Genomic DNA, 22,461 nt, shown 5'->3' with positions numbered 1-22,461 from the left:
CTTGCTTGCTTGCTTGCTTGTCAAATGTTCTCACAGATTAAAATCCTAGGTTATAAAAGTTTTTGAATTATCCTATCATTTACTCTTCAAAACAAGAAAAGAAATGTAAAGGAATATAAGGAAATGTAAAGAAACATAAAAATTATAGATAAAAAACCGTTCGAACATCAATTCAAACGGTTTTATAAAATGAGATTTTATGAATTAATTATTTACATACGCTTCTTCGTCACGATCACCTAATGGTTTAAGCTGTGTGAAGAATAAAACTAAACAAAGTACTGTTAAGCCTAAGCCGATATAAACAGATAATTGATAGTCTAAACCAAAACCGATTTTGTTGTATGCAAGGTAAGTAAAACATACGGTACTGATAAATGCCGCAGGGATTGTACATATCCAGTGGAATTTATTATAGCGATATAAATACGCAGCTGCAGTCCATAACATAACCATCGCAGTAGTTTGGTTCGCCCAAGTGAAGTAACGCCATAAGATAGAGAAATCCACTTTTGATACGATATAACCAACCACGAATAATGGCACAGCAATAATTAAACGTTTAGCTAAGGTTTTTTGTTCTAAATGGAAAAATTCTGCAATAACAAGACGTGCCGCACGGAATGCTGTATCGCCTGATGTAATTGGAAGAACAACCACACCTAACACTGCAAAAATACCACCAACAAGACCTAAGAAGTGGATAGAAGAGTCATAAACCACTTTAGAAGGAGAACCTGCTTTAATCGCTGCTAATAAATCTGGTAAAGAATCATAGAAACTTAAACCAACTGCACACCATACTAACGCAATCACACCTTCACCGATCATCGCACCGTAGAAAATGAAACGTCCTTCTTTTTCGTTTTCAGTACAACGTGCCATTAACGGGCTTTGTGTTGCGTGGAAACCAGATAATGCACCACAAGATATTGTTAAGAACAAGAGTGGCCATAATGGTAAATCCGCACGGGTTTCAAAGTTTTGGAAGAATTTCTCAAAAGACATACCGTCCACAGAACGATAGAAAGAAATTGGGTCTGCTGAGCTAAGATCTGCACTTACTAAACCATATACCATACCTACAGACATAAAGAGTAATAATGCACCGAAGAATGGGTAGATACGACCGATGATTTTATCAACCGGAAGTAATGTCGCAAGAATATAGTAAATGAAAATGATAGCAGTCCAAACACTGATAACAGTCGCTTTATCCATACCCCAAACGGTAATACCACCTGCTTCAGCTACTTGATGGATTTCTTCCGCATTGCTAATAGAAATGCTACCTGATGCAGCACCGAACACATCCATTGTAATCGTACCCATTAATTGAGCTGGACTTGCAACGAATACCACACCTACTAACAATAAAAGCACAACAGCTAATACGTTAATGAATGCTTTAACTGGACGACCTAAGTATTTACCTGCGAGGTTAGGCATAGATGCACCGCCATTACGCACACTTAACATTCCACAGAAATAATCGTGTACCGCACCCGCAAAGATACAACCAACCACAATCCAAAGCATAGCAACTGGTCCGTATAACGCACCAAGAATCGGACCAAAGATTGGGCCTGTACCTGCAATATTTAATAATTGAATTAACCAAATCTTAGTTTTAGACATTGGCATATAGTCAACGCCATCATTCATGGTATACGCTGGCGTTTGACGATTTGGATTGATCACAAAAATGCGCTCAATTACACGACTATAAAAGAAATAACCTGCAAGCAATAACGCCACGCAGAAGAAAAACCACAACATAAAATACTCCTCAGGAATAAATGAATACCGAAATTTAGTCATATACTAGACTTCGTCGGCGGTATTCTAAGTTAAAATTCTCAAAATCAAAATTTTAATTTTTACAATGTTTCAAATTTGTGATCTATATCACGTTTATCATTACGCTTTTTTCACTTACAATAAGCTCATAAATTCAAATAATTAAAAAAGGATCATAAATGGCTCTTACTCGCTGCCCTGAATGTCGTAAAAAAATCAGCGAATCCGCTCAATTTTGTCCAAATTGTGGTTTTTCTTTTAAAGAAGAAGATCTTGAGATTTACAAACAAAAACTCGAAGAACGACGCCAACATAATGCCGAAATTAATCGAAAAAGCACTAAACTTCACCTTATTTGGTTCGCTATTTTCACTATCGTTATTTTGCTCGCAAGTTGGCTGACAGGAGAATAAAAAGTGCGGTCAAAAAATAATGAAAATTTTGACCGTACTCCATCTTTATTGCTTAGATATAGGTGAATCGTTTATTTTATCTAACAATACGCTCACTACCTTCGGTACGCCCTTCCCTGCTTTTTCTTTTATTGTGATGACTTGCTTACGAACAAATCCTGTATTGGGATTTGGATCGATTAAGTAAATTGGCGCTTTGCTTGGCGCTTCATTAACTAAACCATTCGCAGGATACACTTGCAAAGAAGTACCAATCACTAACACGACATCCGCTTGCTCTACGATATCCACTGCACGTTCTAACATCGGCACCATTTCACCGAAAAAAACAATATATGGGCGCATTGGATGACCGTTAGGATCTTTATCTTCCAATTTCTGATCGACAAAACAATCCACAATATAACTTTCATCAAAACTACTACGGGCTTTATTCAGTTCACCATGTAAGTGTAAAACATTCGAACTTCCTGCTCGTTCATGTAAATCATCCACATTTTGCGTGATAATTCTCACATCATAGGCTTTTTCTAATTCAACTAAGGCGATATGTGCAGCATTTGGCTTAGCTGCAGCCGCATTTTTTCGTCGTTGGTTGTAGAAATCTAATACTTTTGCACGATTCTTTTGCAAGGCTTCAGGCGTACAGACTTCTTCAACTTTATGCCCTGCCCATAAACCATCTTCCGCTCTAAATGTAGGAATACCACTTTCGGCACTAATTCCTGCGCCTGTTAATACGACACAAATAGGTTTCATAATATCCTCCTCAGTACTTTATATTATAAGTACTGAAAAACAGATTTACTTCGCATTTATAATAAAAAATCGGGCAATTTTTAAACTGCCCGATTAGTTTCTATTTTTGACCGCACTTTATACCTTGGCGGTATCAATACGTTCGAATGACAACACTTTATTTTCTAACTGACGGAGTAATAAAGTGGCAATACCGGTAATAATGAGATAAATACCGCCTGCAATACCGTAGATAGTGAGTGCATCATATTCAGTACCGTAAAGTTGGCGAGCATATCCCATGATATCCATGATCGTAATGGTAGAGGCCAATGCTGTACCTTTAAATACCAAAATAATTTCATTGGTATAAGAAGGGAGTGCGCGTTTTAACGCATAAGGAATGAGAATTTTTAAAGTCTGCATACGACTTAGTCCTAATGCCGCACAGCTTTCCCATTGACCTTTAGAGATCGCTTTTACTGCCCCATGGAATAATTGAGTTGAATAAGCCGCACTATTCAAAGCCAAAGCTAATGCAGCACAGAACCATGCATTGGAAAATAATCCCCATAATGGACTGTCCACCAACCATTGGAATTGACCAGGGCCTGCATAAATCAAGAAAAATTGCACTAAAAGCGGGGTCCCTGTAAATAAAACAAGGAACAAATTGACCGCACTTTTCACCAATTTATTGCCAATAGAAAGCAAGAAGGTTAGCCCTAATGCTAAGAAAAAGGCAATAAACAAAGACACAACTGTAAGCAACAGGCTAGTCGGAATACCTTGAGCAATTACTGCTAAATACTCTTGAAACATTATTCGACTCCCCGTTCAAATCGAGTGAAACGTAATTCTAATTTGCGAATCCCCGCTTGGCTGATCAACGTAATCACCAAATAAATTAACGCAGCAATACCATACCAAGTAAAAGGCTCATGAGTATTCGTATTGATGTATCCTGCTTGACGCATTAAATCATCTACCCCGATTAATGACACCAGCGCGGTATCTTTTAATAACACGAGCCATTGATTGCTTAAGCCCGGTAAAGCATGTCGCCACACTTGTGGCATAATTAAATTGATGAAGGTATAAGGACGGCTTAAGCCTAACGCCGCACCTGATTCCCACTGCCCTTTTGGAATGGCTTGAATCGCACCACGTAAGGTTTGTGAAGCATAAGAGGCAAAAATCAAAGACAATGCAAATACACCACAACCAAAGGCGCTGAATTCGATATACTCCCCTGTCAGCATTTCTACTACTTGGGTTGAACCAAAATAAATCAGTAGAACCACCAAGATTTCCGGTAAACCACGCAATAAAGCAATCACAACAGAAGCTGGTTTTGCAATAAAGACATATTTATTCGCTTCTAAGGCAGTAAAAATAATACTGAGCAATAAGCCGACAATTAACGAGCAAATAGCAAGCCCTAAGGTCATTAGGGCTGCATGTCCAATTAATGTAAGATAATCATAAAACATAGATTATTTTGTCATCCATTTGTCATAGATTTTTTGGTATTCACCATTTGCTTTCACGGTTTCTAAACCTTTATTTAAGCTTTCTAGCAATTCTTTACTTGATTTATTCACCGCGATACCTAAACCGTTACCGAAATATTTTTTGTCGGTCACTTTGTCGCCTACAAATTGAATTTCAGGCTCTTTAGAAATCATATCAGACAATACGGCGGTATCACCGAAGATGATATCAATACGACCATTTTTTAAGTCTAAGATCGCATCTTGAAGGCTGGCATAAGCTTTTGCATTATATTGTTTGCTTTCTGCAGCAGTATATTGTTGGAATGTTGTTCCGTTTTGAACACCAACTGTTTTTGCTGAAGCTAAATCTGCTTTACCTTTTAAAGCTACATAGCTTGCTGAACTATCATAGTAAGCATTAGAGAAAGCCACTTGTTTTGCGCGCGCTTCCGTAATATCAATCGCAGAAATTGAAGCATCAAAACGTTTAGATTTTAAGCCTGGAATTAACGCATCAAATGCTTGGCTTTTAAAGTGACAAGTTGCTTGAATTTCCTTACAAATTGCATTCGCGACATCCACATCAAAACCGATAATTTCGCCTTTTTCATTCGTTGTTTCAAATGGTGGGTAGCTCGGCTCCATCGCGAAAGTGATTTCTTGTGCATTCGCAACAAAAGCTGAGCCCATTAACATTGCGCTTAAAAGTAATTTTTTCATGTTGTGTTTCCTTATTCTGAGTGTGAAAGATATTGTTTAAATTGTTCGGTTTTGGGATTATCAAAGCAATCTGCACTGCCCATTTCAATAATCTTACCTTGTTCCATATAAACGACCTTTGTCGCCACTTTTTGTGCCACGTTCACTTCGTGGGTTACAATCACTTGAGTAATGCCTGTTTGTTGAAGTTCTTTAATGATATCAACAACTTGAGCTGTAATCTCAGGATCCAGTGCTGCCGTTGGTTCATCAAACAACAACACTTGCGGTTTCATCATTAATGCACGAGCAATGGCAACACGTTGTTGCTGACCGCCAGATAAGTGAAGCGGGAAACGATCGGCATGCTCTTCCAAACGTAAACGTTTTAAAAGTTCTAATGCATCTTTTTTCGCTTCTTCCTCGCTAATGCCTAACACTTTTTTCGGCGCTTCAATTAGGTTTTCAATCACTGTTAAATGTGGCCAAAGATTGTATTGCTGAAATACCATGCCTACATCTTGACGAAGTTGACGAATAGCTTTCGGATTATTATTCGCTTGAGATAAATCAAAATGGTTATTCGCAATATGCAATTCACCAGAAGTTGGCACTTCTAATAAATTTAGTGTACGGATTAACGTACTTTTCCCAGCACCACTTGGCCCGAGTAACACCACAGTATCGCCTTCCTGTGCATCAAGATTGATATCAAACAATGCCTGTGATGAACCATAAAAGAAATTCAAATTTTTAACACTAATCGCCATTTTAAGTTTACTGCTGTCCTTGATTGACTTGTAAGAATGAATAAATATTACTTTTTAGTGATTATTTATGCAAGCATTTTTTATAAAAAATCCCAAAAAACTTTTTGGGATCTTTAAATCATTGAATTTTAAACCGCACTTATCGCGTATTAAGCCTCTTTCGCCATTTCAAATTCAACTAGCATCATTAAAATATGGATCACTTTGATGTGAATTTCTTGAATACGATCTGCATAACCAAAGTGTGGCACACGAATTTCAACATCCGCTAAGCCTGCCATTTTACCGCCATCTTTACCTGTCATCGCAATCACTTTCATGCCTTTTGCTTTCGCGGCATCAATCGCATTTAAGATATTTTTAGAATTGCCCGATGTCGATAATCCAAATAAAACGTCGCCTTCTTTACCCACGGCCTCAACAAAGCGAGAGAATACATATTCATAACCAAAGTCATTACTTACACAGCTTAAATGACTTACATCAGAAATCGCAATTGCAGGATAACCAGGACGATTTTCACGATAACGACCAGTTAGTTCTTCAGCAAAATGCATAGCATCACAGTGAGAACCACCATTACCGCAAGATAATACTTTTCCGCCATTTTTAAAGCTTTCTGCTAACAATTTAGCCGCTTTTTCAATGAGTTTGATGTTGTTATCATCTGAAACAAACTTATTTAGTACGTCTTGTGCTTCCACAAGCTCAGCTTTAATTTGATCAAAATACATTTTATTCTCCTTAAAAATTAAAATTCGAAATCGCGTTGGCATTGTATAGCGTTCATTTCAAATAATCCACAGCTCTTTCTTATCTCTCTATTTTTCAGCTTACTTCTCATTATTTTGCGATACGAATCACAGATTCAATTAAAAACGCTGTAAAAAATGACCGCACTTTTTAAACTCAATAAATTTAAAAAGGAAACATCATGAGAGCGATTTACTTATTACTTTGCCTCCTATTCAGCCAAATAACCTGGGCGAATGAGCGTGATTTAATGCTATTAAGCACCTATGAGAACCAAGATATTCAAGGTTGGGTAATGTCTGAAAAATTAGATGGGGTACGAGGTTATTGGGATGGCAAAACATTATTAAGTCGTCAAGGACTCCCCTTGCCCGCGCCTACCTATTTTACCGCTCAATTTCCGCCTTTTGCCATTGATGGTGAGATATTTAGTGAACGTAATCAATTTGAAGAGATTGCCTCTATCACGAAATCCTTTAAAGATGATAATTGGACAAAATTGATACTTTATGTTTTCGATGTGCCTAATGCATCAGGCAATCTCTTTGAACGTCTCAAAACCTTAGAAGATTATTTGAAAGATCACCCTACACCTTATATCAAGATTATTCCGCAAATTCCGATACGAGATAAAACACATTTATTCGAGTATTTGTATGAAGTGGAAGCGAAAAAAGGTGAAGGGATTGTATTACGTAATCCTAATGCGCCTTACGAAAGAAAACGCAGTACACAAATTTTAAAGTTAAAAAGCACTTATGATGAAGAGTGCACAGTGATAGCACATCACAAAGGGAAAGGACAATTTGAGAATATACTCGGATCGCTCACCTGTGAAAATCATCGTGGAAAATTCAAAATTGGTTCAGGATTTAATCTGAGTGAGCGCGAAAATCCACCACCTATTGGCTCCACAATCACCTATAAATATCGTGGATTAACTAATTCAGGAAAACCTCGTTTTGCCACTTATTGGCGAGAGAAAAAATAAGAGCGGTCAAAAACATCACTATTTTTGACCGCTCTTTATGTTTAATAACTCAATTATAGGTGTTGATTAATAAACGCCGCTAATTGATTTTTTGGTAACGCACCGACTTGTGTTGCAACAAGTTGGCCATTTTTGAAAAGTAGTAAAGTTGGGATACTACGTATACCAAATTGACCTGCAACTAATTGGTTGTCATCGACGTTGATTTTAACGATTTTTGCTTTACCTGCAAATTCAGGTGCAATTTCATCTAAAATTGGCGCAATCATTTTGCAAGGACCACACCAAGGTGCCCAGAAATCCACTAATACTGGGATATCAGATTGCACAACGGCAGTTTCAAAATCTGCATCATTAATATGTAATACTTCGCTCATTTTTGTTTCCTTATTTAATAAGGTGCTGACGAATCAACACCTAACGTTAATTGATGTTATGCATAATAGCACAAGGCATATTGAATTGCACAGATTAGTCCGATTGATAAAAACTAATTATTTAAGTTGTGCAAACGCCTGTAATAAATCGGCTTTGATGTCTTCCACATCTTCTAAACCAACAGAAAAACGCAATAATGTGTTTGTAATACCACGAGCGACGCGTTCTGCTTCTGGAATATCCATATGAGTTTGGGTTGCAGGATAGGTAATAAAGCTTTCTGTTCCCCCTAGACTTTCAGCAAAGGTAATCAATTTAATTGATTTCAAGAAAGTATTTACCCAATTTTCATCTTTCAAACGGAAAGATAGCATACCGCCTTTGTTTGGATATAACACACTATCAATTTGTGGCTGTTGACGTAAAAATTCTGCAATCGCCTTCGCATTATCTTGATGGCGTTTCATACGTAATGAAAGGGTTTTCATACCACGCACGGTTAACCAAGAATCAAATGGCGAAAGTACGGCACCTGCACCATTTTGAATATAGGCGATACGATCACAAAGCTCTTGTCCTTTCGCAATAATCAAGCCCACTAAACTATCATTATGACCCGCAATATATTTTGTACCGCTATGAATGACAATATCTGCGCCTAAATCTAATGGACGAGATAGCACTGGGGTTAAGAAGGTATTATCCACAATCATTAACAAGTTGTGTTTTTTCGCTAATTTCGCAATTTCTGCCACATCACACTCTTCCATTAATGGATTCGATGGGGTTTCAATAAAAATCGCTTTTGTATTCGCTGTAATCGCGGCTTCAATTTCAGCTAAAGAAGCGGTATTCACATAAACGGGTTTTACGCTGTTGTTATTTTTATAGGCAAAATCTAATAAACGATAAGTTCCACCATATACATCACTTGATACAATCCATTCATCAGGGCCTTTAAATAGGTTCATCAGCACTTGAATTGCCGCCATACCTGAAGCAAAAGCAAAACCACGGTCACCATTCTCTAATTTTGCAACTGTATCTTCCAAAACACTACGCGTTGGGTTTTTCGTGCGGGTATAATCAAAGCCAGTACTTTCACCAATCCCATGATGGCCATAAGCTGTTGAAAGATAAATTGGTGTTGAAACCGCACCTGTGCGCTCATCACTGCGATTCCCCGCTTGGGCTAATAATGTATCGATAGAATATTGTTGTGTCATAATTTACCTCTAAAACATGCAAAAACTTGACCGCACTTTTCTTTATTTAATGGCGAGCAAAACGTTCCAATTTTGTCATAAAGCCTCTCATGATAAAAGTAGAAATTGAAAACTCTGTAAAAATTATATTCTTGTGCTAAATTTTGCTGTAATTTCAACCGAAACGAAGATTTTTTCAACATTTGAATTTTTTTTTAAGATCTTCGATTGACAGAATTTTAAATTCCCGTAAAATGCACCGCACTAACAGCGTATGCGGGAATAGCTCAGTTGGTAGAGCACGACCTTGCCAAGGTCGGGGTCGCGAGTTCGAGCCTCGTTTCCCGCTCCAAACTAACGGCGTGTTAGCAAAGCGGTTATGCACTGGATTGCAAATCCATGTAGCTCGGTTCGACTCCGGGACACGCCTCCATAACCACGCAGTTAGTTAATCACTCAATGCCCGAGTGGTGGAATCGGTAGACACAAGGGATTTAAAATCCCTCGCCTTTCGAGGCGTGCCAGTTCAAGTCTGGCTTCGGGCACCATTAAAAACAATTAAAAATCAAAAAGATAGTCGCACTAAGCGGCTTTTTTTATATCAAAAATTCACACCTAATTTTTAATACTGGCGGTTAAGTGGCGATAAACTGGCAGCAGATTTTATTTAGTTATTGCTATTATATTTTATCCTGTGGCGATGATCGCCAGAGCTTTTAACTGAAACAGTTTTCTCTAAAAAAATCCCACGTAAAACTTATAAATATAATGAAAATCATATAGTTAAAAAACTCTATATCAATTTAAAGATCTCTTTTAAGTGAAAAACACTGTAAAACCCCGTAAATTTTACAGTTAAGATCTCTATTCTTTCAGTAAAATGATCTCTTTTACTTCAACTACTTACCTAATTCTACCAGCTGAAAATTAACTGAAAAAATGTAAATTTTTAACGCAAATTCGGCGGGGGAGGAAGTGGATTTTCCGTGCCTTGTATTTTTACGTGAAAAAATTCCGTGAGATTCTTTTGATATGGTTTATTGAGTAAATTTATTTTTTAAACAATAACTTAGATTTTACGTGATAAATGCCGACGAAATTGATTTCGTTGAAATAAAAAAAGCGGGAGAATCCCGCCTTTGAAATCATACTGAAACTTTATTGATGATAGTTTCAATCTTCATTTTCTTCTTATTTAGAAGTACAAAAATATCAGCCCAAACCCCTGTTGGTATTTTTCTTTCATTTGTTAGCCAAAATCTTATTCTACGCGCATCTGATAACCCTAGTTCTTTTGCGAGGTTTGTTTGCCATTGGTCGCCATAAAGTGCCTTCCCGCATTCGGCTAATTCATCTGCTCCATAATTTTTGATGTCATCCGTCAATTTTGCATAGTGATAATATCCTAACCAAAACGAGCCTTGCGCATCAAAACCCATTTTGTCTTTAGGGTCGGTTAAGTCACTAGGTATCTTATCCATCAAACGCATAATTTCATCTTGTGAATTTGATTTAATTATATCTCCACGTTGATTCATTAATCCGATTCCTTTTGCTGGAAACCGAATGATAGTGTTTTGAATATTTACCGGAATATCAACGCCATAAACGCAGCGAACTAATTGCCCTATTGAATACATGATTTCTTTATAATTCATTTTTGATTCTCCTTAAAATAAAGCCTCTTTCGAGGCTTGTTATTATTTTTTTCCGCCATCAACCATCACGACTGCAAAGATTGTTTGTTTTGGAGTTGTACTTGTAAAGCGACTATATTTATCAATCCAAACCCAAGATTCTTGACGGCCAAAGAATGTATCAATAATTTTTTGTACGTGCGCAATTTGTTCTGCGGTTGCGCCTTGAGGGATTTCAATTTCACCAAGGATTTTAATGATATTATCAATAATATCATTAGCCCATTTGATTTGTTTTTCTGAACCGATTAATTGAGGTTTTTTGATTTGGATAGTTTGAGTTGTCATAATTGCCTCCTTTAGGCTTATTTCAGGCGCCCCCTGTGGGCTTCCTTTCTACGTCCTAATAATAGGACAATTTAAATTTAAATGCAAGCATTTTTTTATAAATTTTCAAAAAAAATAGCGGTCAATAGACCGCTTTGTTTAAATGTAAATATGTTATTCAATAATCGGCGTGAGTTTACCTTTGATTACTTTTGCTTTGTTCGCCTGCTGGTTGAATGTGCTTGCTTGATCTGGCGGTGGCGATCCTCTATGAGTATGAGTTGCCACTGTGCTTGCCACCTCGCCTAATAGTTGAATGGTATCTTCCAAAAGTCTAAATATGTTTTGCCCTTCAGTACCCATATAACTTAGCGGCGCCACAAATTTATTCTTTTCGTCTGAAACACGTTGAGCCAATCCGACTATTTTTTCTTGTAGCGTGCCACCTGTCCCTACAGTTCGATTACTTGCTGTCGTGTCATTGATACTGCCCAACACGCTAACAGTTTTATTTCCGCCAATAGTTTCAGTTTTATCAGAATCAATCGTCACATTTGACGTGCCAATTTGTTTTACTTCGCTGTCGGTTTCGATATAGCGTTCAAATGATTTATCTGTAATCTTCTGATCGGTTTCGCGAATCTTATTGCCTGCAGCATCGGTGCGTTCATACACTTCGGGGCGTTGCTGTTTGAGTTGTTCTCCAGGTGCAATACTCGGTACTGTTTTTCCTTGCGCTAACATAGTGCGTACAAAAGGCTGATCGCTTCGCCCATAAGCGAAACCTACTTCAACCATCGTTCCCACTTCAGGAAAAGCAAAATCTCCGCCTTGTGAACCTGTACTTGTTACAGGTAACGGTACTGCAGGATAAACCGGCACAGTTTTATCCTCGTTTCCGTTTTCGTCCAGTAGCTGCAGCTCAACGGCATACTTTGGACGGAACGGATCGGAAATATCGCCACCGCTTGATGGATCTGCAATACCAACTACTTTCGCATACTTCGGCAAATGATACCCGCCCGCCAGTTCCGGGAATGTTTTTTCCATTTGTCGGCGTTCTGGGCTTTTTTGTTCGGGCTTGCCGTCTTTGCCTAGATTTTCCCACGAAAGTACATAATCATCGCCATGCAATTCCACTTTCTGAATTTTATTGCCATTAATGATTGCACCAGGTCGAATAGCGGCTGTGATAGGAATTGTCATATCATTGCTACCGCTTGTTAATGTCATGCTTTCGTCAAACTCAATATTCTTGCCTGCCCAGCGTGAATCTTTATGCGAACCAACAAACAAAGAACCGTCTGGCGATTGTTGCCACATATAATCTGCTATTTGATATTGTCGCCCAATATTGGCTAAAAGCTGATAACCACTGCCATTATGAGTGAATAACGAAATCGGCGTATCCGCATAATCCACTTGCGGCACCTTTACTGGGATTTTTGTTTGGCTTGTAATCCACGCGCATAAATCGCGCAAAGTAATATGGCGATGAGAGCAATTTAACGGCTTTTCAAACACGGCCACTTTTTCGCGAATAAATAATTTTTTATAGCCGTTTTCCGCACTTTGTTCACGCTCAACAATACCGTCAAACCATTTGTAATAGTGATCATATTCTCCCATCTCAAAAACTGCGCTTTTGCCGATACAATCTTTATCTGTGCGAACCGTGACAAATCCACGCCCTGTATTATTAAGTTCTAAAACGATAAGTTCATCAGCAAGTTCCAATTCTTCATCATCGATAATGCATGTTTTTATAATTTTCATTTATGAACCAATCCAATCATCTAAATCTTTTGCCCAGCCTTTTCTTTCGTCCGACTTATTTTCTTCTCCAGATTTCCCCGAATTTTCACCCGCACTTTTATTCGCTGTTGGTGCTTTTTCACCTTGTGCCTTGGCTTTCGGTTTTTTCTTGCGTTGGTCTTTTTTCTCGGCCACTGAATTAACTTCGCGCAAGGTGAATGATATAGCCCACCCTAATTGTCCGCTTTGTTCTATTGCTGACACTTCGCCACTAAATTGTACTTCTCGCATATTCACCGCCTCGGCAATGGTACAAGACACACGGTATTTGCTTTGCTCGCCTTTGCCGTCTTCAGATTCTGCTAAGTTAAATAATTTGGTGAGCCATTCTTTTTGACTGTATGGGATAAATCCAGTAACGTTTAATTCTTTAGCTTTTACGCCTTTATCTGATTTTTTTGTACTGGATTTTTGACCGCTCATGTCTTTTTCTTCGCGTTTGACTGAAACCGACATTAAAATATTGTTTAAATAAATTGGCGTGCCATTTAGTGCAAGTTGTACACTGGGATTACGTTTCGGCATTTTGCAACATTCCTCTAATATTGGTTAAATCTGTGCCAATAAACATCACACAAGCAGTAAACACATTACCCGCTGTAGGCACATTCAATTTGATTTTTGTTTCCGCCACTTCGAGATAATCCGAAACGGAAAACGCATACACATTCGCCGATGTGTTCAGCATTTTTTCGACTTTTTCATTATTGGCTTTATCGCGTTCTTTTTTAGCGGCCTTTAACGCTTCTATCATCGCCATCGGATCTTTAGTTTGCGCAGCAACCGCTGCAGATGTCGCATTGCGTAAAATACTTTGCATCGTGCGGGCTGAACTTGGCGTAATATCGGCACTATTGGAAAATGATGGACTTGCCATAGTTGGCGTTTTTATCATTTTTGTTTCTTGTAAATCTTTACTTGATTTCGCATAGTCTAGCGCTTGCTTAAATGTTGGCTCTGGCAATAGCTCACGCACTTTTTCCAACTCTGCAATAAACTGATCAATATTGCTACTTGTCACCATAATGACCACGACATCCTGCACACCTTTAGGGCGATTCGGATCGGCATAATCAACCAACTTTGCCGCTAGTGCTTTCACGGCATTTTCGGGTGACAAATAGTGATTTGATTTTTCTTTGATGCCGTGCGACCAATTATGCACACCTAACTTAGTACCACTTACAGATAGCGAAAAAGGGGAAATAATCCCCTTTTGTGCGTTTTGTAATGTTGTTTTTGCCTGTGGGGATAATTTTAGTTTTTGTTGTTTCCACATATAAAAATCTACGATATTAATGATTCAATATTATGATAATTAAGAATGAAAGAATCTCTAACCCACCTCACTCACAAAATCCACCTGTGCAGGGTCTACAAACGCAATGAGATAAATTGGGAAATATGATGCATCCGCAGGCATTTCGTAAATTTCTTTGAAATAGGCGTTTTCCATAGTAGCGTTGGCAAATAATGCCATACCCCCTTTCCCCACTAATTCAGGATTAACTTTCACATTTATTATCTGAGATTCGGTTGACCCCGGTTTTAACGTCACTTTCTGCACCCATTGGGTTTTTGTCCCCTGTTGAGCGGTAGCGGAGACTTGTAAGGCTGCCACCGTCTCTTGTAAGTGGGCAATGTCTTTTCCAAGTTGATAGATAAAAGCTTGGTCTTGTTGGTTAATTTCTAATTTTTCCATTTTTGTAGTCCTCTTTAGCTTGGTTGTAAATTGTTAAAAGTGCTTTATCAAACAGTGCAAGGCTTGCCAGCTTTACACAAGGCTTAACCTGGATTTGCACGGTTTGTTTGGGTTTTACTTGGATAGTTTGCATCATACTCTCCGCGTAATATCGTGTTGTAACCGCACTTTGCCGTTACACCACGTTTTAATTTTGCCGTCTGGCGTGGTTTGTTGCAGGTCAAATCTTGCCTCTTTCCACGTTACATTTTCTGTCTGTTCATGGGCGATAATGAGGCTGACTTCATTTCCACTGATAAGAATGCCTTGGTTGTCCGTCGATAGATGAATCTTCTCGCTTGCACTCCATAAGGGCACGATATCGCAATCAAACCGACTGCCTGTAAAATCTAAGGGTTCGCCGTTTTCTTCAGTAAAAACGAGGGTTTCTGCTTCGTCATCGCCGCGAATCCAGTTAAAAATAATCTCACCCACGCTGCACCGCCTTAAAGCGTTCATCATGTTGTTTGCCTGAAATCTCGCTTTCATAGGCCATTTTACAGTGATTGCGGTCAAAAAAAATGCCGTTGATGACACGATACAACACACGCCAGCGTTTTTTCGGGTTTTCCGCGAATACCGCGCCTCGATAAGTGCGGCTGGAAAGAGTTTCATCTGCTGCGCCACCTGTTAAGGCGTTAAACAGTTGGTCTATGGCAATGACCACGTGATAGCCATAGCGTTTTAATTTGTTTGGAATTGCCATTGTTCAATCTCCTGTTCAAGTGCGGTTAAATCATCGGGCGTTTTTAAAGCGACCAAGCGGTCTTCAAATGCCTGACGTTGCCCAATAATGATTCCAATCGCCACAGCAAACTGAGCGGATTTTTCAATCACTTTGCTAATTAGCATATCCAGTGGTACACCACGTACACGAGCAATTTGTGAAAGCATCGGTGTAGGGGTGTTGTGGTCGGCTTGCCATGCGAGAGCCTCTTTTTCTTGACGGTAAAAACTTTCAATTTCCGTCTGTGGATACCCTGCCAGTAGGCTATTTTTAAGTTGGTCAGCTTTGTCCGCTAACTTATTGAGTAAGCCTTCTTTTTGTTGTGTAAAAAGTACGGTCAGTTTTTCTTGAGGAATTTCCCAATCTTTTCCATTCCACTCATAAAACTCGCTCTCTGGAGCATTGACTAAAATCATTTTGCCATTGCTCTTAACTAATTTTTTATTTATCAATTCCTCGATATTTGCTATTTCAATTTCGTGATATTTTGTTTTATCTTCCGGTTCTGGAAAAATCACATATTGACTAATATCAGTCTTTAAAAACCAAGCTTTCATTTAGGCCCCCACTACTACAATTTTCTTAATAATAGGCTTCCTTGCATTTTCTGGTGTAAGGGTTAAATTTCTTCCATTTCTGGTTAATTTAATCGCCATAGAAAAGTTATAGTCACCTGCTGAGCCACCTGCATCTTGGTCACCTATTCGTGTATTATTACAATGTTCTATCGGTGCAGATAACCACATATCAACGATAGTTCCTGCCCCCCATGATTTTGTAACACAGACAAAAAGGATTCCTCTATCAACAGGTAAAGTCACGGTGAGCTCATTACGCATTTCACCTTGCCAGACAAGTTGCTCCTTAGCTATATCATGTTTAAAGGCGACTCGCCCCAAATCAGTTTTATCTAGACGGACTTTTAATCCATCTGAAACCCAAGATAGTGCAATGTCATGAGTTCCTTCATCTTTGTAGATTGCATTATTTAAAGATTTCCCCAATGATGTTTTTACGTCTCCTGGCGAGACAAAATCTCCACTGTGTTCGAAGCTCCAGTTTTTACTTGTCCCATTATCTTCGATAAGGTTAATTATCCCTCTGCCGAATCCATCGCCAGCGCCTTGCTTGGTCGTGTAACCGAACGAAAATCCAGCGCCATAACGTCCTTTTGACCGCACCAACCCTTTAACAAATGGATGATATGTATCACGATCTTGAGATCCCTCGGCATTAACTAAAAACGGTGCGCCGCTGGTATATTGATTAGCATAGTTACCATACCCATAATGTTTAGATGAGATGCCGACGGAATACAAAATGCCAGTCATAGAATCACCAGCTTTATTTATCGCCCAGCTTTGATAGGCAACAACTTCGCCGTTATTTCCTAGTGCGGGGAATGATAGATAGACACGATCGCCTATATTAGGGATAAACATCATATTAAAACGACGATTAGCCGCTTCGTGCGAATTTGGGTGTGCCTCTAACTGCCAATAACCCTGTGATGTCTCAAATTGATAAGCGCTCCATCCCCCAGATATATTTTTAGCCCTCAATGTACCGTTTATAGTAGTGTCACCTGTTTTCGGTACTCGACCTTCAGCATTTTGGTTTGCTTTATCCGCTGCCGTTTTGGCTTCCGCACCTTTATCATAAGCGGTTTTGGCCGCTGCACTGGTTGCGACGGTTTCTGCACTATTACTATTTACCGCAGAGGATTTTTTACTGTTTGGAATGTAATTACCCAAATTACGCGTAATTGCATCAATTAATGCTTTTAAGCCTTTAATTGCTTTCGGGGTTGCAGCCATATCTTCGGCATCTGAATCATAGCCTGAAAATAATTTTACAATCCCCTTTTTAACTAAACTTGCGATAGGTAACTTGTGCGTATGACCCCGTTTATCTTTGGTATTTTCGGTTGTGTCATCTAATGTAAGCGGATTCATACCCAAAAACGGCGAAAGCAAGCGGCGATCTGTCACATTGCCTTGGCTGTCAATATCCGCCAGAATTTGTACATAATGTTGGCGGCTTGCAGTATCTACATAATCCGCTTTTGATTGCGTGAGATACTTAATTTCGGTTTGGTATTCTCCCGTTACGGTGCAATGATGCACTAGATCGGCGTAAACTGAACATGGCAAATTGTTTGCTGTGAGGTTATAAAGTACGGATAAATCCATACGAACACCTTCAACATAAGCATTGCCTGGTTGAATAGTAAATTGATTGCCTGTTTTACGTTTAACCAGAAAACTATCATCGAAAAATACTGCTCTGCCATACAGATCACGATTGGTTAAACGGATTTTTTCATCAAGTCCATGTAAGCGCACAGTAAAATCAATTTGCCATGTGTTTGCGTTCACATTAATGCCGGTTAAGGCTTTTGCACCTGAAAACTCCAAAAGGATGTTGCGCGTAATGCTGTTGCCTTGCACGGCATTTTTATTGCGTGTTTTTTTCACCGGTGCAGTTTGTACGGCAACGGCAAGCATATTTTTTGATTTATTGATCAAACCGATGAAATTAAAATCAAAATCGCCTACTTCTGTTCCAATCGTCACCGAATACACAACGGCATTTTCATTAATCACGCCACTTTGTGATACCGCTTGGCGGTGTACAATTTGTGCCGATGTTGGCATAGTGAGATATTGCGCAAGATTGTTCTCATTTAACCCTGGAATATTGGCGAAAATAAATTCATCAAACTGCACTGTGCCACGTGCAATAGTTTGTTCTGCAACGTAGCGTTCAAATTGTGGCGTAATTAAACTAGCCATAAATAAACCTCTTATTGTTGTTATTATCAGTTTACTTTTACATAAAAACTTTGATAATCGTGATTAAATTCGCCATGGTGAATCGTCACGCTTTCTTTCGTAATCACTTCAAAGGTGTAACGGCGACAAGTGCGGCCATATTTTCGAATGATCAAATTGAGTAATTCTGTTTTCTTCGCTAACTGGGAATCACTGATTCGAATTTTGATCACATCCCAATTTTCCCTATCGAACCGTTCTTCAATTTCTACGTAGCCAATGCCTAAGCGTTCAAAAATGCGGATAAAGCCCGCTTTACTGCCCGCATCTTTCGCATTTAAAAAGGCATATTTCACACGCTTGCGGAAGAGTTCTAACGGCTCGCCCTCAAATCGTTCTACGTCGCGTTGATAGGCGATTAAATTTAAAATGCGTTCACTGCAGTGTTCTTCATCTAAAATATTGAAAGGAAATTTGACCGCACTTAAAACGTAATCCCACCATTTGCCAAACAGCACGGCGACTTTGTTAAGTTCACCTTTATCCATCCAGAAGGGCAATTTTATTTTCATTTTTGCCCCTTACTTTTGGACTGTGACAGATAACTGCTGAATACGCGGAATAGATAAATCGCTTTGAATGTCACTTTGCCCCCACACGATAGAGGAAATTTCGCTGATCTTGTCGTGGATTTCCTCGCCTAATTTCGACCAGCTAAAACGGCTAAAAGGGTAAGTCCTTGTTACACCATAATTATTATTTTCGCGAAATGCGCAGCGGATCATATTTTCCACTTGTTGCACGATTTCTTGTTTACGCACATCGCCGACAAAAATAGATGGTTGGAAGTAAATGGCGCACGTTAAATTATGTTTAGTTTCCGGCATGGCGTAGCAAATCAAATCATCACCGTGGCCGTGAAAACCCTCATCACGCACATGTCGATTGACTTTATCAATAAAGGGCTGACTGGTTACGCCTGTGTCTAATAACAAATAAGCGTTTGCCGTACCTGGCCCACGTGGCGCATCGTGTTTAAAATAAATTCTGTCCACCGATAAGGCGGCAACTTTGGCGATCATGCCTTTGTAAACGCTGTCAATATGATGCTGTCCAACGCTGGAAAACTGCGTACGATAGCGTTCTCGTAACTCGTCATTTGTTTCACGATCTGCGCCTGGTGAGGTGAGCCAATTTTCTAAATTTTCTACCGCACTTACCCCTGCGATAGATTCTGGCAAAATACGGTAATAACCTGCAGCCAAATTGAAATTTGCGCCAGCCTGCTCTGCGATTACTGGCACTGGCGCACGCAACACACCTTTAGGAATAAGGGTATCTTTCGTCACCATCAAACGGAAAATCACATCATTAATACGTTCCGTTTGAATCACTGTGCCTGCTTTAATGGTAAGATCGGTCACATCGCTTTCTTTTGTAAAATGCACAACCCCTTCTGCTTTTGTTGCTGCTTTAAAATCTAAACCCACTGCCCACGCTTGAATTTGTAACCAACTATCTTTTGCAGTTTTTACAAATAAATTCGGAAGAATTTCAGCGATTAAATGATCTGTCAGCCACTTCACAGGCTTAACAGCAATGGCAGTGATTAATCGCCAGAATGGACTCATTCTGCTTGTGTTAGTAATCAATCCTTCTTCTGCGGTTAAGCGTTCAAATTCTTGACGGATTTGCGTTTCTTCTGTGGGCAATCCGCTTTCAGCTAACATTTGTTTAAAATTTTCACTCATTTAAACGTAACTCCAATTCATCAAGTCGCCCAAATTCATAAGTTTCAGCGGTAATAAATAACTGTCCTAAACGTTCTTCGCTAATGGAAACGGTACCTGGAATCAAGCGCACATCTTCTTCAACCAATAACACCATTTGCAAAATAATATCGCGACGTAAAATGCGCGAACGCTCTGCGATAAGTTGTGTCGCCAATCCACTTTCTAAAATGGCGTGTTTAATATCTTGCGCAATAGATATTCGGTTATCGCAAATTAACGGCTGATTGCCGCTATCTAGCGTAATGTCTTCTCCTGTAATCAATAAATCAAGATAAAGCTTTTCCATTTATCACCCCGCGGCCAACTGTTCACGATTGCGCATTTCTTGCCATACTTTATTTCCATCATTGCTATTGATGGTGACACCGCCGTAATTAATCGTTTTCGTGGTTTGTTGGTTTTGTGTAATAGCTTTGCTGACCGATCCGCTTGGCATTTTGGTAAATTGCGGTTTCGTTTGCTCGCTCAATTCAAATTTTGGCGATGTGGTATTCAACGTCCCAATTTGATTTTGCATTTGTAACGCTTGCGCACCGATTGATGCACCGACAGCTGTCGCACTACCCTTCATTGGTAAAGCGCTGTCTTCCCATTTAGGGATCAACGGAATATTGATACCTGGCAAATTGTTCGCTTTTTCAATAATGAAATTAATGACATCCGTAAATGCATTTACAATACCTTTAAAAGCTCTTGAGAAAATCTTTCCCAACTCCGATGCGATATTTAAGAAACTTTCAATTGGTTTGTTACTGTCCCAAAGTGCGGTTATCGCATTCCATCCGTCAATCATTGCACCGATAGAAATAGCAAACACATCTGCCATAAACCCGAAGGAACGAGCGACTAATTCCACGGCATTAAGCACGATATTAAATACGGTACCTAACGCATAGCCCATATCTACGCCGAATTGTTGGAAACTATATGCCGAATCGGATGCACTACCGAATAAGCCAATAATTTGCCCAATAGTTGAGCCGATGCGTTGCAATGCACTCCATACAATCTCAAAGGCAGAAAACAACGGCGCGAAAGATACGCCAGCCATTTTAAATCCTTCGATAAAGCCAGCTATAAATGCCATAAATTGAGAACGGAATTTATAAATTACAATACCTAACCCAATCACAGCACTTACGACTAACATAACTGGGCTGACTAAGAAAGAAAATGCCACACCAATTGCCGAAACAATACCACTCATCAAGGTAAGTGCGGCTGTTAAACCGGTGAATCCAATTAATGCCCCCACGGCATAGCCAATCCAACGGGCAATATTCTTGTAAGTCCGCAACCAATTTGTAAATTCTTGCCCCATGTCAGCAAGACGATTCATCACAGGCTCAAGTTTTGCAAGAATCTGTGTGCCAATGGCAATTTTAATGTTTTGAAAAATAGCCTGAAAACGCATCCACGAATCTGTCACAGTTTTTGATATAGCCATGGCATCATCAAGGGTTTTCATTTTGTCGATTTCTGCAATATCCGCTTTGAGTGAATCAATCTTCGGTAGAAGATTGTTGATCACTTGTGCCGCCTCTTTCGTACCGAAGGCTTTTTGCAGTTCATAAAGATTTTCGGAATTTAACTCACCATACTTGCCTTTGATTTTTTCCAAAATATCAATCATAGGCAACATCTTGCCTTGAGAATCGAGGAAAGATAAACCCAGTTTTGATTGTGCTTTTACCGCGCCACTTAAAAAGGCAGCGTATTTTGTACCGGCCAATCCGCCTTCAAATACATTTTGCAAGTTACCAATAACGGCAAATTGCTCTGCAGTTTTAATGCCGTGGTCTTTCGCTGACGAACCTAAATTTGTGTAAGCCTGCATTAATGATTCGCCAGATGACTTGAATTTATTCGCAGTCACAGTGGCTTGTGCTGAAATTTGTTCAACCCATTTTTCTTTACCAATTTTGGCCGCCTCATCACCAAAAATTCCGTATAGCTGGGAAATATACGACCCCATGGCTTTAACATCTGATCCAGTGGCTTTTGCAAGGATGTTAGACCCTCTGGAAAAGGCGATGAGTTCACTGTCATTTAAACCATCAATGGCGCGCGCAATTTCATTTGTAGAATTCACTACGTCCGTTGCTGCGCCCCCATAAGTGGCGGAAAAATCAAGGGCGAAATCAGTGATTTTATCTAAACCCGTTTGATCTCGCCCAGTGGCTTTAACTTCATTCAATGCACGCGTAAAATCAATGGCAGGATCTAGGGCGTTTTTCATCGCTGCACCCGTGGCGATAACACCTGCTGCGCCTAAACCAATTCGGCGCATCGCATCTTCACCACGTTTGCCTAAATCATCAATGGTTTTCATCACGCCTTTAAGTGGTGCGGAAAGCTGATCATTTAAGCTGATGATGTACTCAAGCCCCTGAATTGCCATTAT

At 39.4% G+C, this 22,461-nt stretch carries 26 protein-coding genes and 3 tRNA genes; 5 read left to right on the top strand and 24 right to left on the bottom strand.

The genetic code is table 11. From position 1 onward, the window contains the following. Window positions 1-204: 204 nt before the first annotated feature. A complete protein-coding gene (locus tag A9500_RS06340; protein ID WP_065244300.1) occupies window positions 205-1,779 on the bottom strand; it encodes a carbon starvation protein A in 1,575 nt (524 codons plus the stop codon). Between the two features lie 200 nt (window positions 1,780-1,979). Here A9500_RS06340 and A9500_RS06335 point away from each other — a divergent pair, with 200 nt between their 5' ends. Beyond that, window positions 1,980-2,213 carry a zinc ribbon domain-containing protein gene (locus tag A9500_RS06335; RefSeq protein WP_014065022.1) on the top strand — a complete coding sequence of 78 codons (234 nt, stop codon included), beginning with the start codon at window positions 1,980-1,982 and terminating at the stop codon, window positions 2,211-2,213. Window positions 2,214-2,258: 45 nt separating this feature from the next. Here the strand turns inward: A9500_RS06335 and A9500_RS06330 are convergent, their stop codons facing one another. From A9500_RS06330 to lpcA, 6 genes are all read right to left on the bottom strand, one after another. Continuing rightward, window positions 2,259-2,972 carry an NAD-dependent deacylase gene (locus tag A9500_RS06330; protein ID WP_065244299.1) on the bottom strand — a complete coding sequence of 238 codons (714 nt, stop codon included), beginning with the start codon at window positions 2,970-2,972 and terminating at the stop codon, window positions 2,259-2,261. 117 nt (window positions 2,973-3,089) lie between these two features. Continuing rightward, on the bottom strand, window positions 3,090-3,773 hold the full coding sequence (gene artM / locus A9500_RS06325) for an arginine ABC transporter permease ArtM (protein ID WP_065244298.1): 684 nt from the start codon (window positions 3,771-3,773) through the stop codon (window positions 3,090-3,092). Beyond that, on the bottom strand, window positions 3,773-4,444 hold the full coding sequence (gene artQ / locus A9500_RS06320) for an arginine ABC transporter permease ArtQ (protein WP_065244297.1): 672 nt from the start codon (window positions 4,442-4,444) through the stop codon (window positions 3,773-3,775). The genes artM and artQ overlap by 1 nt, the downstream gene beginning before the upstream one ends. 3 nt (window positions 4,445-4,447) lie before the next feature. Further along, window positions 4,448-5,167, bottom strand: a complete 720-nt coding sequence (locus A9500_RS06315) for a lysine/arginine/ornithine ABC transporter substrate-binding protein (RefSeq protein WP_065244296.1) — start codon at window positions 5,165-5,167, stop codon at window positions 4,448-4,450. 11 nt (window positions 5,168-5,178) lie between these two features. Continuing rightward, window positions 5,179-5,916: an arginine ABC transporter ATP-binding protein ArtP gene (gene artP / locus A9500_RS06310; protein WP_005696556.1), complete on the bottom strand. Its 738-nt coding sequence runs from the start codon at window positions 5,914-5,916 to the stop codon at window positions 5,179-5,181. A 149-nt stretch (window positions 5,917-6,065) separates the two neighbouring features. Then, a complete protein-coding gene (lpcA, locus tag A9500_RS06305; RefSeq protein ID WP_049356571.1) occupies window positions 6,066-6,650 on the bottom strand; it encodes a D-sedoheptulose 7-phosphate isomerase in 585 nt (194 codons plus the stop codon). A 200-nt stretch (window positions 6,651-6,850) separates the two neighbouring features. On the opposite strand from lpcA, the gene A9500_RS06300 reads away from it, so the two are divergent. After that, window positions 6,851-7,660 (top strand): DNA ligase, encoded by an 810-nt coding sequence (locus A9500_RS06300; RefSeq protein ID WP_065244295.1) that lies wholly within the window; start codon window positions 6,851-6,853, stop codon window positions 7,658-7,660. Between the two features lie 53 nt (window positions 7,661-7,713). Here A9500_RS06300 and trxA read toward each other — a convergent pair whose 3' ends face one another. Both trxA and A9500_RS06290 read right to left on the bottom strand, forming a co-directional pair. Then, window positions 7,714-8,037 carry a thioredoxin gene (gene trxA, locus A9500_RS06295; protein ID WP_049356568.1) on the bottom strand — a complete coding sequence of 108 codons (324 nt, stop codon included), beginning with the start codon at window positions 8,035-8,037 and terminating at the stop codon, window positions 7,714-7,716. Between the two features lie 117 nt (window positions 8,038-8,154). Continuing rightward, window positions 8,155-9,264, bottom strand: coding sequence for a methionine biosynthesis PLP-dependent protein (locus A9500_RS06290; RefSeq protein WP_065244294.1), 1,110 nt, complete (start codon window positions 9,262-9,264; stop codon window positions 8,155-8,157). A 255-nt stretch (window positions 9,265-9,519) separates the two neighbouring features. On the opposite strand from A9500_RS06290, the gene A9500_RS06285 reads away from it, so the two are divergent. The 3 genes from A9500_RS06285 to A9500_RS06275 all read left to right on the top strand — a co-directional run bounded on the left by A9500_RS06285 (window position 9,520) and on the right by A9500_RS06275 (window position 9,791). Beyond that, a tRNA-Gly gene (locus A9500_RS06285) sits at window positions 9,520-9,595 on the top strand. 7 nt (window positions 9,596-9,602) lie between these two features. Then, a tRNA-Cys gene (locus A9500_RS06280) sits at window positions 9,603-9,676 on the top strand. Window positions 9,677-9,704: 28 nt separating this feature from the next. Beyond that, window positions 9,705-9,791 (top strand) — tRNA-Leu (locus A9500_RS06275). Between the two features lie 597 nt (window positions 9,792-10,388). Here A9500_RS06275 and A9500_RS10520 read toward each other — a convergent pair. The 15 genes from A9500_RS10520 to A9500_RS06205 form a co-directional block, all read right to left on the bottom strand. Then, window positions 10,389-10,901 (bottom strand): hypothetical protein, encoded by a 513-nt coding sequence (locus tag A9500_RS10520; RefSeq protein ID WP_083180352.1) that lies wholly within the window; start codon window positions 10,899-10,901, stop codon window positions 10,389-10,391. Window positions 10,902-10,943: 42 nt separating this feature from the next. After that, window positions 10,944-11,228, bottom strand: a complete 285-nt coding sequence (locus A9500_RS06265) for a hypothetical protein (RefSeq protein WP_065244293.1) — start codon at window positions 11,226-11,228, stop codon at window positions 10,944-10,946. A 153-nt stretch (window positions 11,229-11,381) separates the two neighbouring features. After that, a complete protein-coding gene (locus tag A9500_RS06260) occupies window positions 11,382-12,983 on the bottom strand; it encodes a hypothetical protein (RefSeq protein WP_065244292.1) in 1,602 nt (533 codons plus the stop codon). Then, a complete protein-coding gene (locus A9500_RS06255; RefSeq protein ID WP_065244291.1) occupies window positions 12,984-13,547 on the bottom strand; it encodes a hypothetical protein in 564 nt (187 codons plus the stop codon). Continuing rightward, window positions 13,534-14,301, bottom strand: coding sequence for a hypothetical protein (locus A9500_RS06250; RefSeq protein ID WP_065244290.1), 768 nt, complete (start codon window positions 14,299-14,301; stop codon window positions 13,534-13,536). The genes A9500_RS06255 and A9500_RS06250 overlap by 14 nt, the downstream gene beginning before the upstream one ends. Before the next feature lie 57 nt (window positions 14,302-14,358). Then, a complete protein-coding gene (locus A9500_RS06245; RefSeq protein WP_065244289.1) occupies window positions 14,359-14,724 on the bottom strand; it encodes a hypothetical protein in 366 nt (121 codons plus the stop codon). Next, window positions 14,705-14,857 (bottom strand): hypothetical protein, encoded by a 153-nt coding sequence (locus tag A9500_RS10730; RefSeq protein WP_179854552.1) that lies wholly within the window; start codon window positions 14,855-14,857, stop codon window positions 14,705-14,707. Before A9500_RS10730 ends, A9500_RS06245 begins: the two co-directional genes overlap by 20 nt. Further along, window positions 14,857-15,198 (bottom strand): hypothetical protein, encoded by a 342-nt coding sequence (locus A9500_RS06240; RefSeq protein WP_065244288.1) that lies wholly within the window; start codon window positions 15,196-15,198, stop codon window positions 14,857-14,859. Before A9500_RS06240 ends, A9500_RS10730 begins: the two co-directional genes overlap by 1 nt. After that, the gene (locus A9500_RS06235; RefSeq protein ID WP_065244287.1) at window positions 15,191-15,469 is read right to left on the bottom strand and encodes a DNA helicase UvrD; all 279 of its coding nucleotides are present in this window, start codon (window positions 15,467-15,469) and stop codon (window positions 15,191-15,193) included. The genes A9500_RS06240 and A9500_RS06235 overlap by 8 nt, the downstream gene beginning before the upstream one ends. Further along, window positions 15,448-16,047, bottom strand: coding sequence for a hypothetical protein (locus A9500_RS10900; RefSeq protein WP_257005682.1), 600 nt, complete (start codon window positions 16,045-16,047; stop codon window positions 15,448-15,450). Before A9500_RS10900 ends, A9500_RS06235 begins: the two co-directional genes overlap by 22 nt. After that, the gene (locus A9500_RS10895) at window positions 16,048-18,285 is read right to left on the bottom strand and encodes a phage tail protein (RefSeq protein ID WP_257005681.1); all 2,238 of its coding nucleotides are present in this window, start codon (window positions 18,283-18,285) and stop codon (window positions 16,048-16,050) included. 26 nt (window positions 18,286-18,311) lie between these two features. Next, window positions 18,312-18,836, bottom strand: a complete 525-nt coding sequence (locus A9500_RS06220; protein ID WP_065244286.1) for a phage tail protein — start codon at window positions 18,834-18,836, stop codon at window positions 18,312-18,314. A gap of 9 nt (window positions 18,837-18,845) precedes the next feature. After that, entirely contained in the window at window positions 18,846-20,015 is a 1,170-nt protein-coding gene (locus tag A9500_RS06215) for a baseplate J/gp47 family protein (RefSeq protein ID WP_065244285.1), read from the bottom strand. Continuing rightward, window positions 20,008-20,343, bottom strand: a complete 336-nt coding sequence (locus A9500_RS06210; RefSeq protein WP_015979431.1) for a DUF2590 family protein — start codon at window positions 20,341-20,343, stop codon at window positions 20,008-20,010. Before A9500_RS06210 ends, A9500_RS06215 begins: the two co-directional genes overlap by 8 nt. Window positions 20,344-20,346: 3 nt before the next feature. After that, entirely contained in the window at window positions 20,347-22,458 is a 2,112-nt protein-coding gene (locus tag A9500_RS06205; protein WP_065244284.1) for a phage tail tape measure protein, read from the bottom strand. Window positions 22,459-22,461 lie beyond the last annotated feature (3 nt).

Origin of the sequence: Haemophilus sp. CCUG 60358 (genome assembly GCF_001679485.1) — a bacterium.
Classification (GTDB): Bacteria; Pseudomonadota; Gammaproteobacteria; order Enterobacterales; family Pasteurellaceae; genus Haemophilus_D.
The sequence above is the reverse complement of the archived record's forward strand: the minus strand, read 5'-3'. Positions and strand labels throughout refer to the sequence as shown.

Excerpts from the sequence above, each read along its gene's own strand:
- A9500_RS06340 (WP_065244300.1), bottom strand. The coding sequence starts at position 1,779 with ATGTTGTGGTTTTTCTTCTGCGTGGCGTTATTGCTTGCAGGTTATTTC.
- A9500_RS06335 (WP_014065022.1), top strand. The coding sequence starts at position 1,980 with ATGGCTCTTACTCGCTGCCCTGAATGTCGTAAAAAAATCAGCGAATCC.
- A9500_RS06330 (WP_065244299.1), bottom strand. The coding sequence starts at position 2,972 with ATGAAACCTATTTGTGTCGTATTAACAGGCGCAGGAATTAGTGCCGAA.
- artM (WP_065244298.1), bottom strand. The coding sequence starts at position 3,773 with ATGTTTCAAGAGTATTTAGCAGTAATTGCTCAAGGTATTCCGACTAGC.
- artQ (WP_065244297.1), bottom strand. The coding sequence starts at position 4,444 with ATGTTTTATGATTATCTTACATTAATTGGACATGCAGCCCTAATGACC.
- A9500_RS06315 (WP_065244296.1), bottom strand. The coding sequence starts at position 5,167 with ATGAAAAAATTACTTTTAAGCGCAATGTTAATGGGCTCAGCTTTTGTT.
- artP (WP_005696556.1), bottom strand. The coding sequence starts at position 5,916 with ATGGCGATTAGTGTTAAAAATTTGAATTTCTTTTATGGTTCATCACAG.
- lpcA (WP_049356571.1), bottom strand. The coding sequence starts at position 6,650 with ATGTATTTTGATCAAATTAAAGCTGAGCTTGTGGAAGCACAAGACGTA.
- A9500_RS06300 (WP_065244295.1), top strand. The coding sequence starts at position 6,851 with ATGAGAGCGATTTACTTATTACTTTGCCTCCTATTCAGCCAAATAACC.
- trxA (WP_049356568.1), bottom strand. The coding sequence starts at position 8,037 with ATGAGCGAAGTATTACATATTAATGATGCAGATTTTGAAACTGCCGTT.
- A9500_RS06290 (WP_065244294.1), bottom strand. The coding sequence starts at position 9,264 with ATGACACAACAATATTCTATCGATACATTATTAGCCCAAGCGGGGAAT.
- A9500_RS10520 (WP_083180352.1), bottom strand. The coding sequence starts at position 10,901 with ATGAATTATAAAGAAATCATGTATTCAATAGGGCAATTAGTTCGCTGC.
- A9500_RS06265 (WP_065244293.1), bottom strand. The coding sequence starts at position 11,228 with ATGACAACTCAAACTATCCAAATCAAAAAACCTCAATTAATCGGTTCA.
- A9500_RS06260 (WP_065244292.1), bottom strand. The coding sequence starts at position 12,983 with ATGAAAATTATAAAAACATGCATTATCGATGATGAAGAATTGGAACTT.
- A9500_RS06255 (WP_065244291.1), bottom strand. The coding sequence starts at position 13,547 with ATGCCGAAACGTAATCCCAGTGTACAACTTGCACTAAATGGCACGCCA.
- A9500_RS06250 (WP_065244290.1), bottom strand. The coding sequence starts at position 14,301 with ATGTGGAAACAACAAAAACTAAAATTATCCCCACAGGCAAAAACAACA.
- A9500_RS06245 (WP_065244289.1), bottom strand. The coding sequence starts at position 14,724 with ATGGAAAAATTAGAAATTAACCAACAAGACCAAGCTTTTATCTATCAA.
- A9500_RS10730 (WP_179854552.1), bottom strand. The coding sequence starts at position 14,857 with ATGCAAACTATCCAAGTAAAACCCAAACAAACCGTGCAAATCCAGGTT.
- A9500_RS06235 (WP_065244287.1), bottom strand. The coding sequence starts at position 15,469 with ATGGCAATTCCAAACAAATTAAAACGCTATGGCTATCACGTGGTCATT.
- A9500_RS10900 (WP_257005682.1), bottom strand. The coding sequence starts at position 16,047 with ATGAAAGCTTGGTTTTTAAAGACTGATATTAGTCAATATGTGATTTTT.
- A9500_RS10895 (WP_257005681.1), bottom strand. The coding sequence starts at position 18,285 with ATGGCTAGTTTAATTACGCCACAATTTGAACGCTACGTTGCAGAACAA.
- A9500_RS06220 (WP_065244286.1), bottom strand. The coding sequence starts at position 18,836 with ATGAAAATAAAATTGCCCTTCTGGATGGATAAAGGTGAACTTAACAAA.
- A9500_RS06215 (WP_065244285.1), bottom strand. The coding sequence starts at position 20,015 with ATGAGTGAAAATTTTAAACAAATGTTAGCTGAAAGCGGATTGCCCACA.
- A9500_RS06210 (WP_015979431.1), bottom strand. The coding sequence starts at position 20,343 with ATGGAAAAGCTTTATCTTGATTTATTGATTACAGGAGAAGACATTACG.
- A9500_RS06205 (WP_065244284.1), bottom strand. The coding sequence starts at position 22,458 with ATGGCAATTCAGGGGCTTGAGTACATCATCAGCTTAAATGATCAGCTT.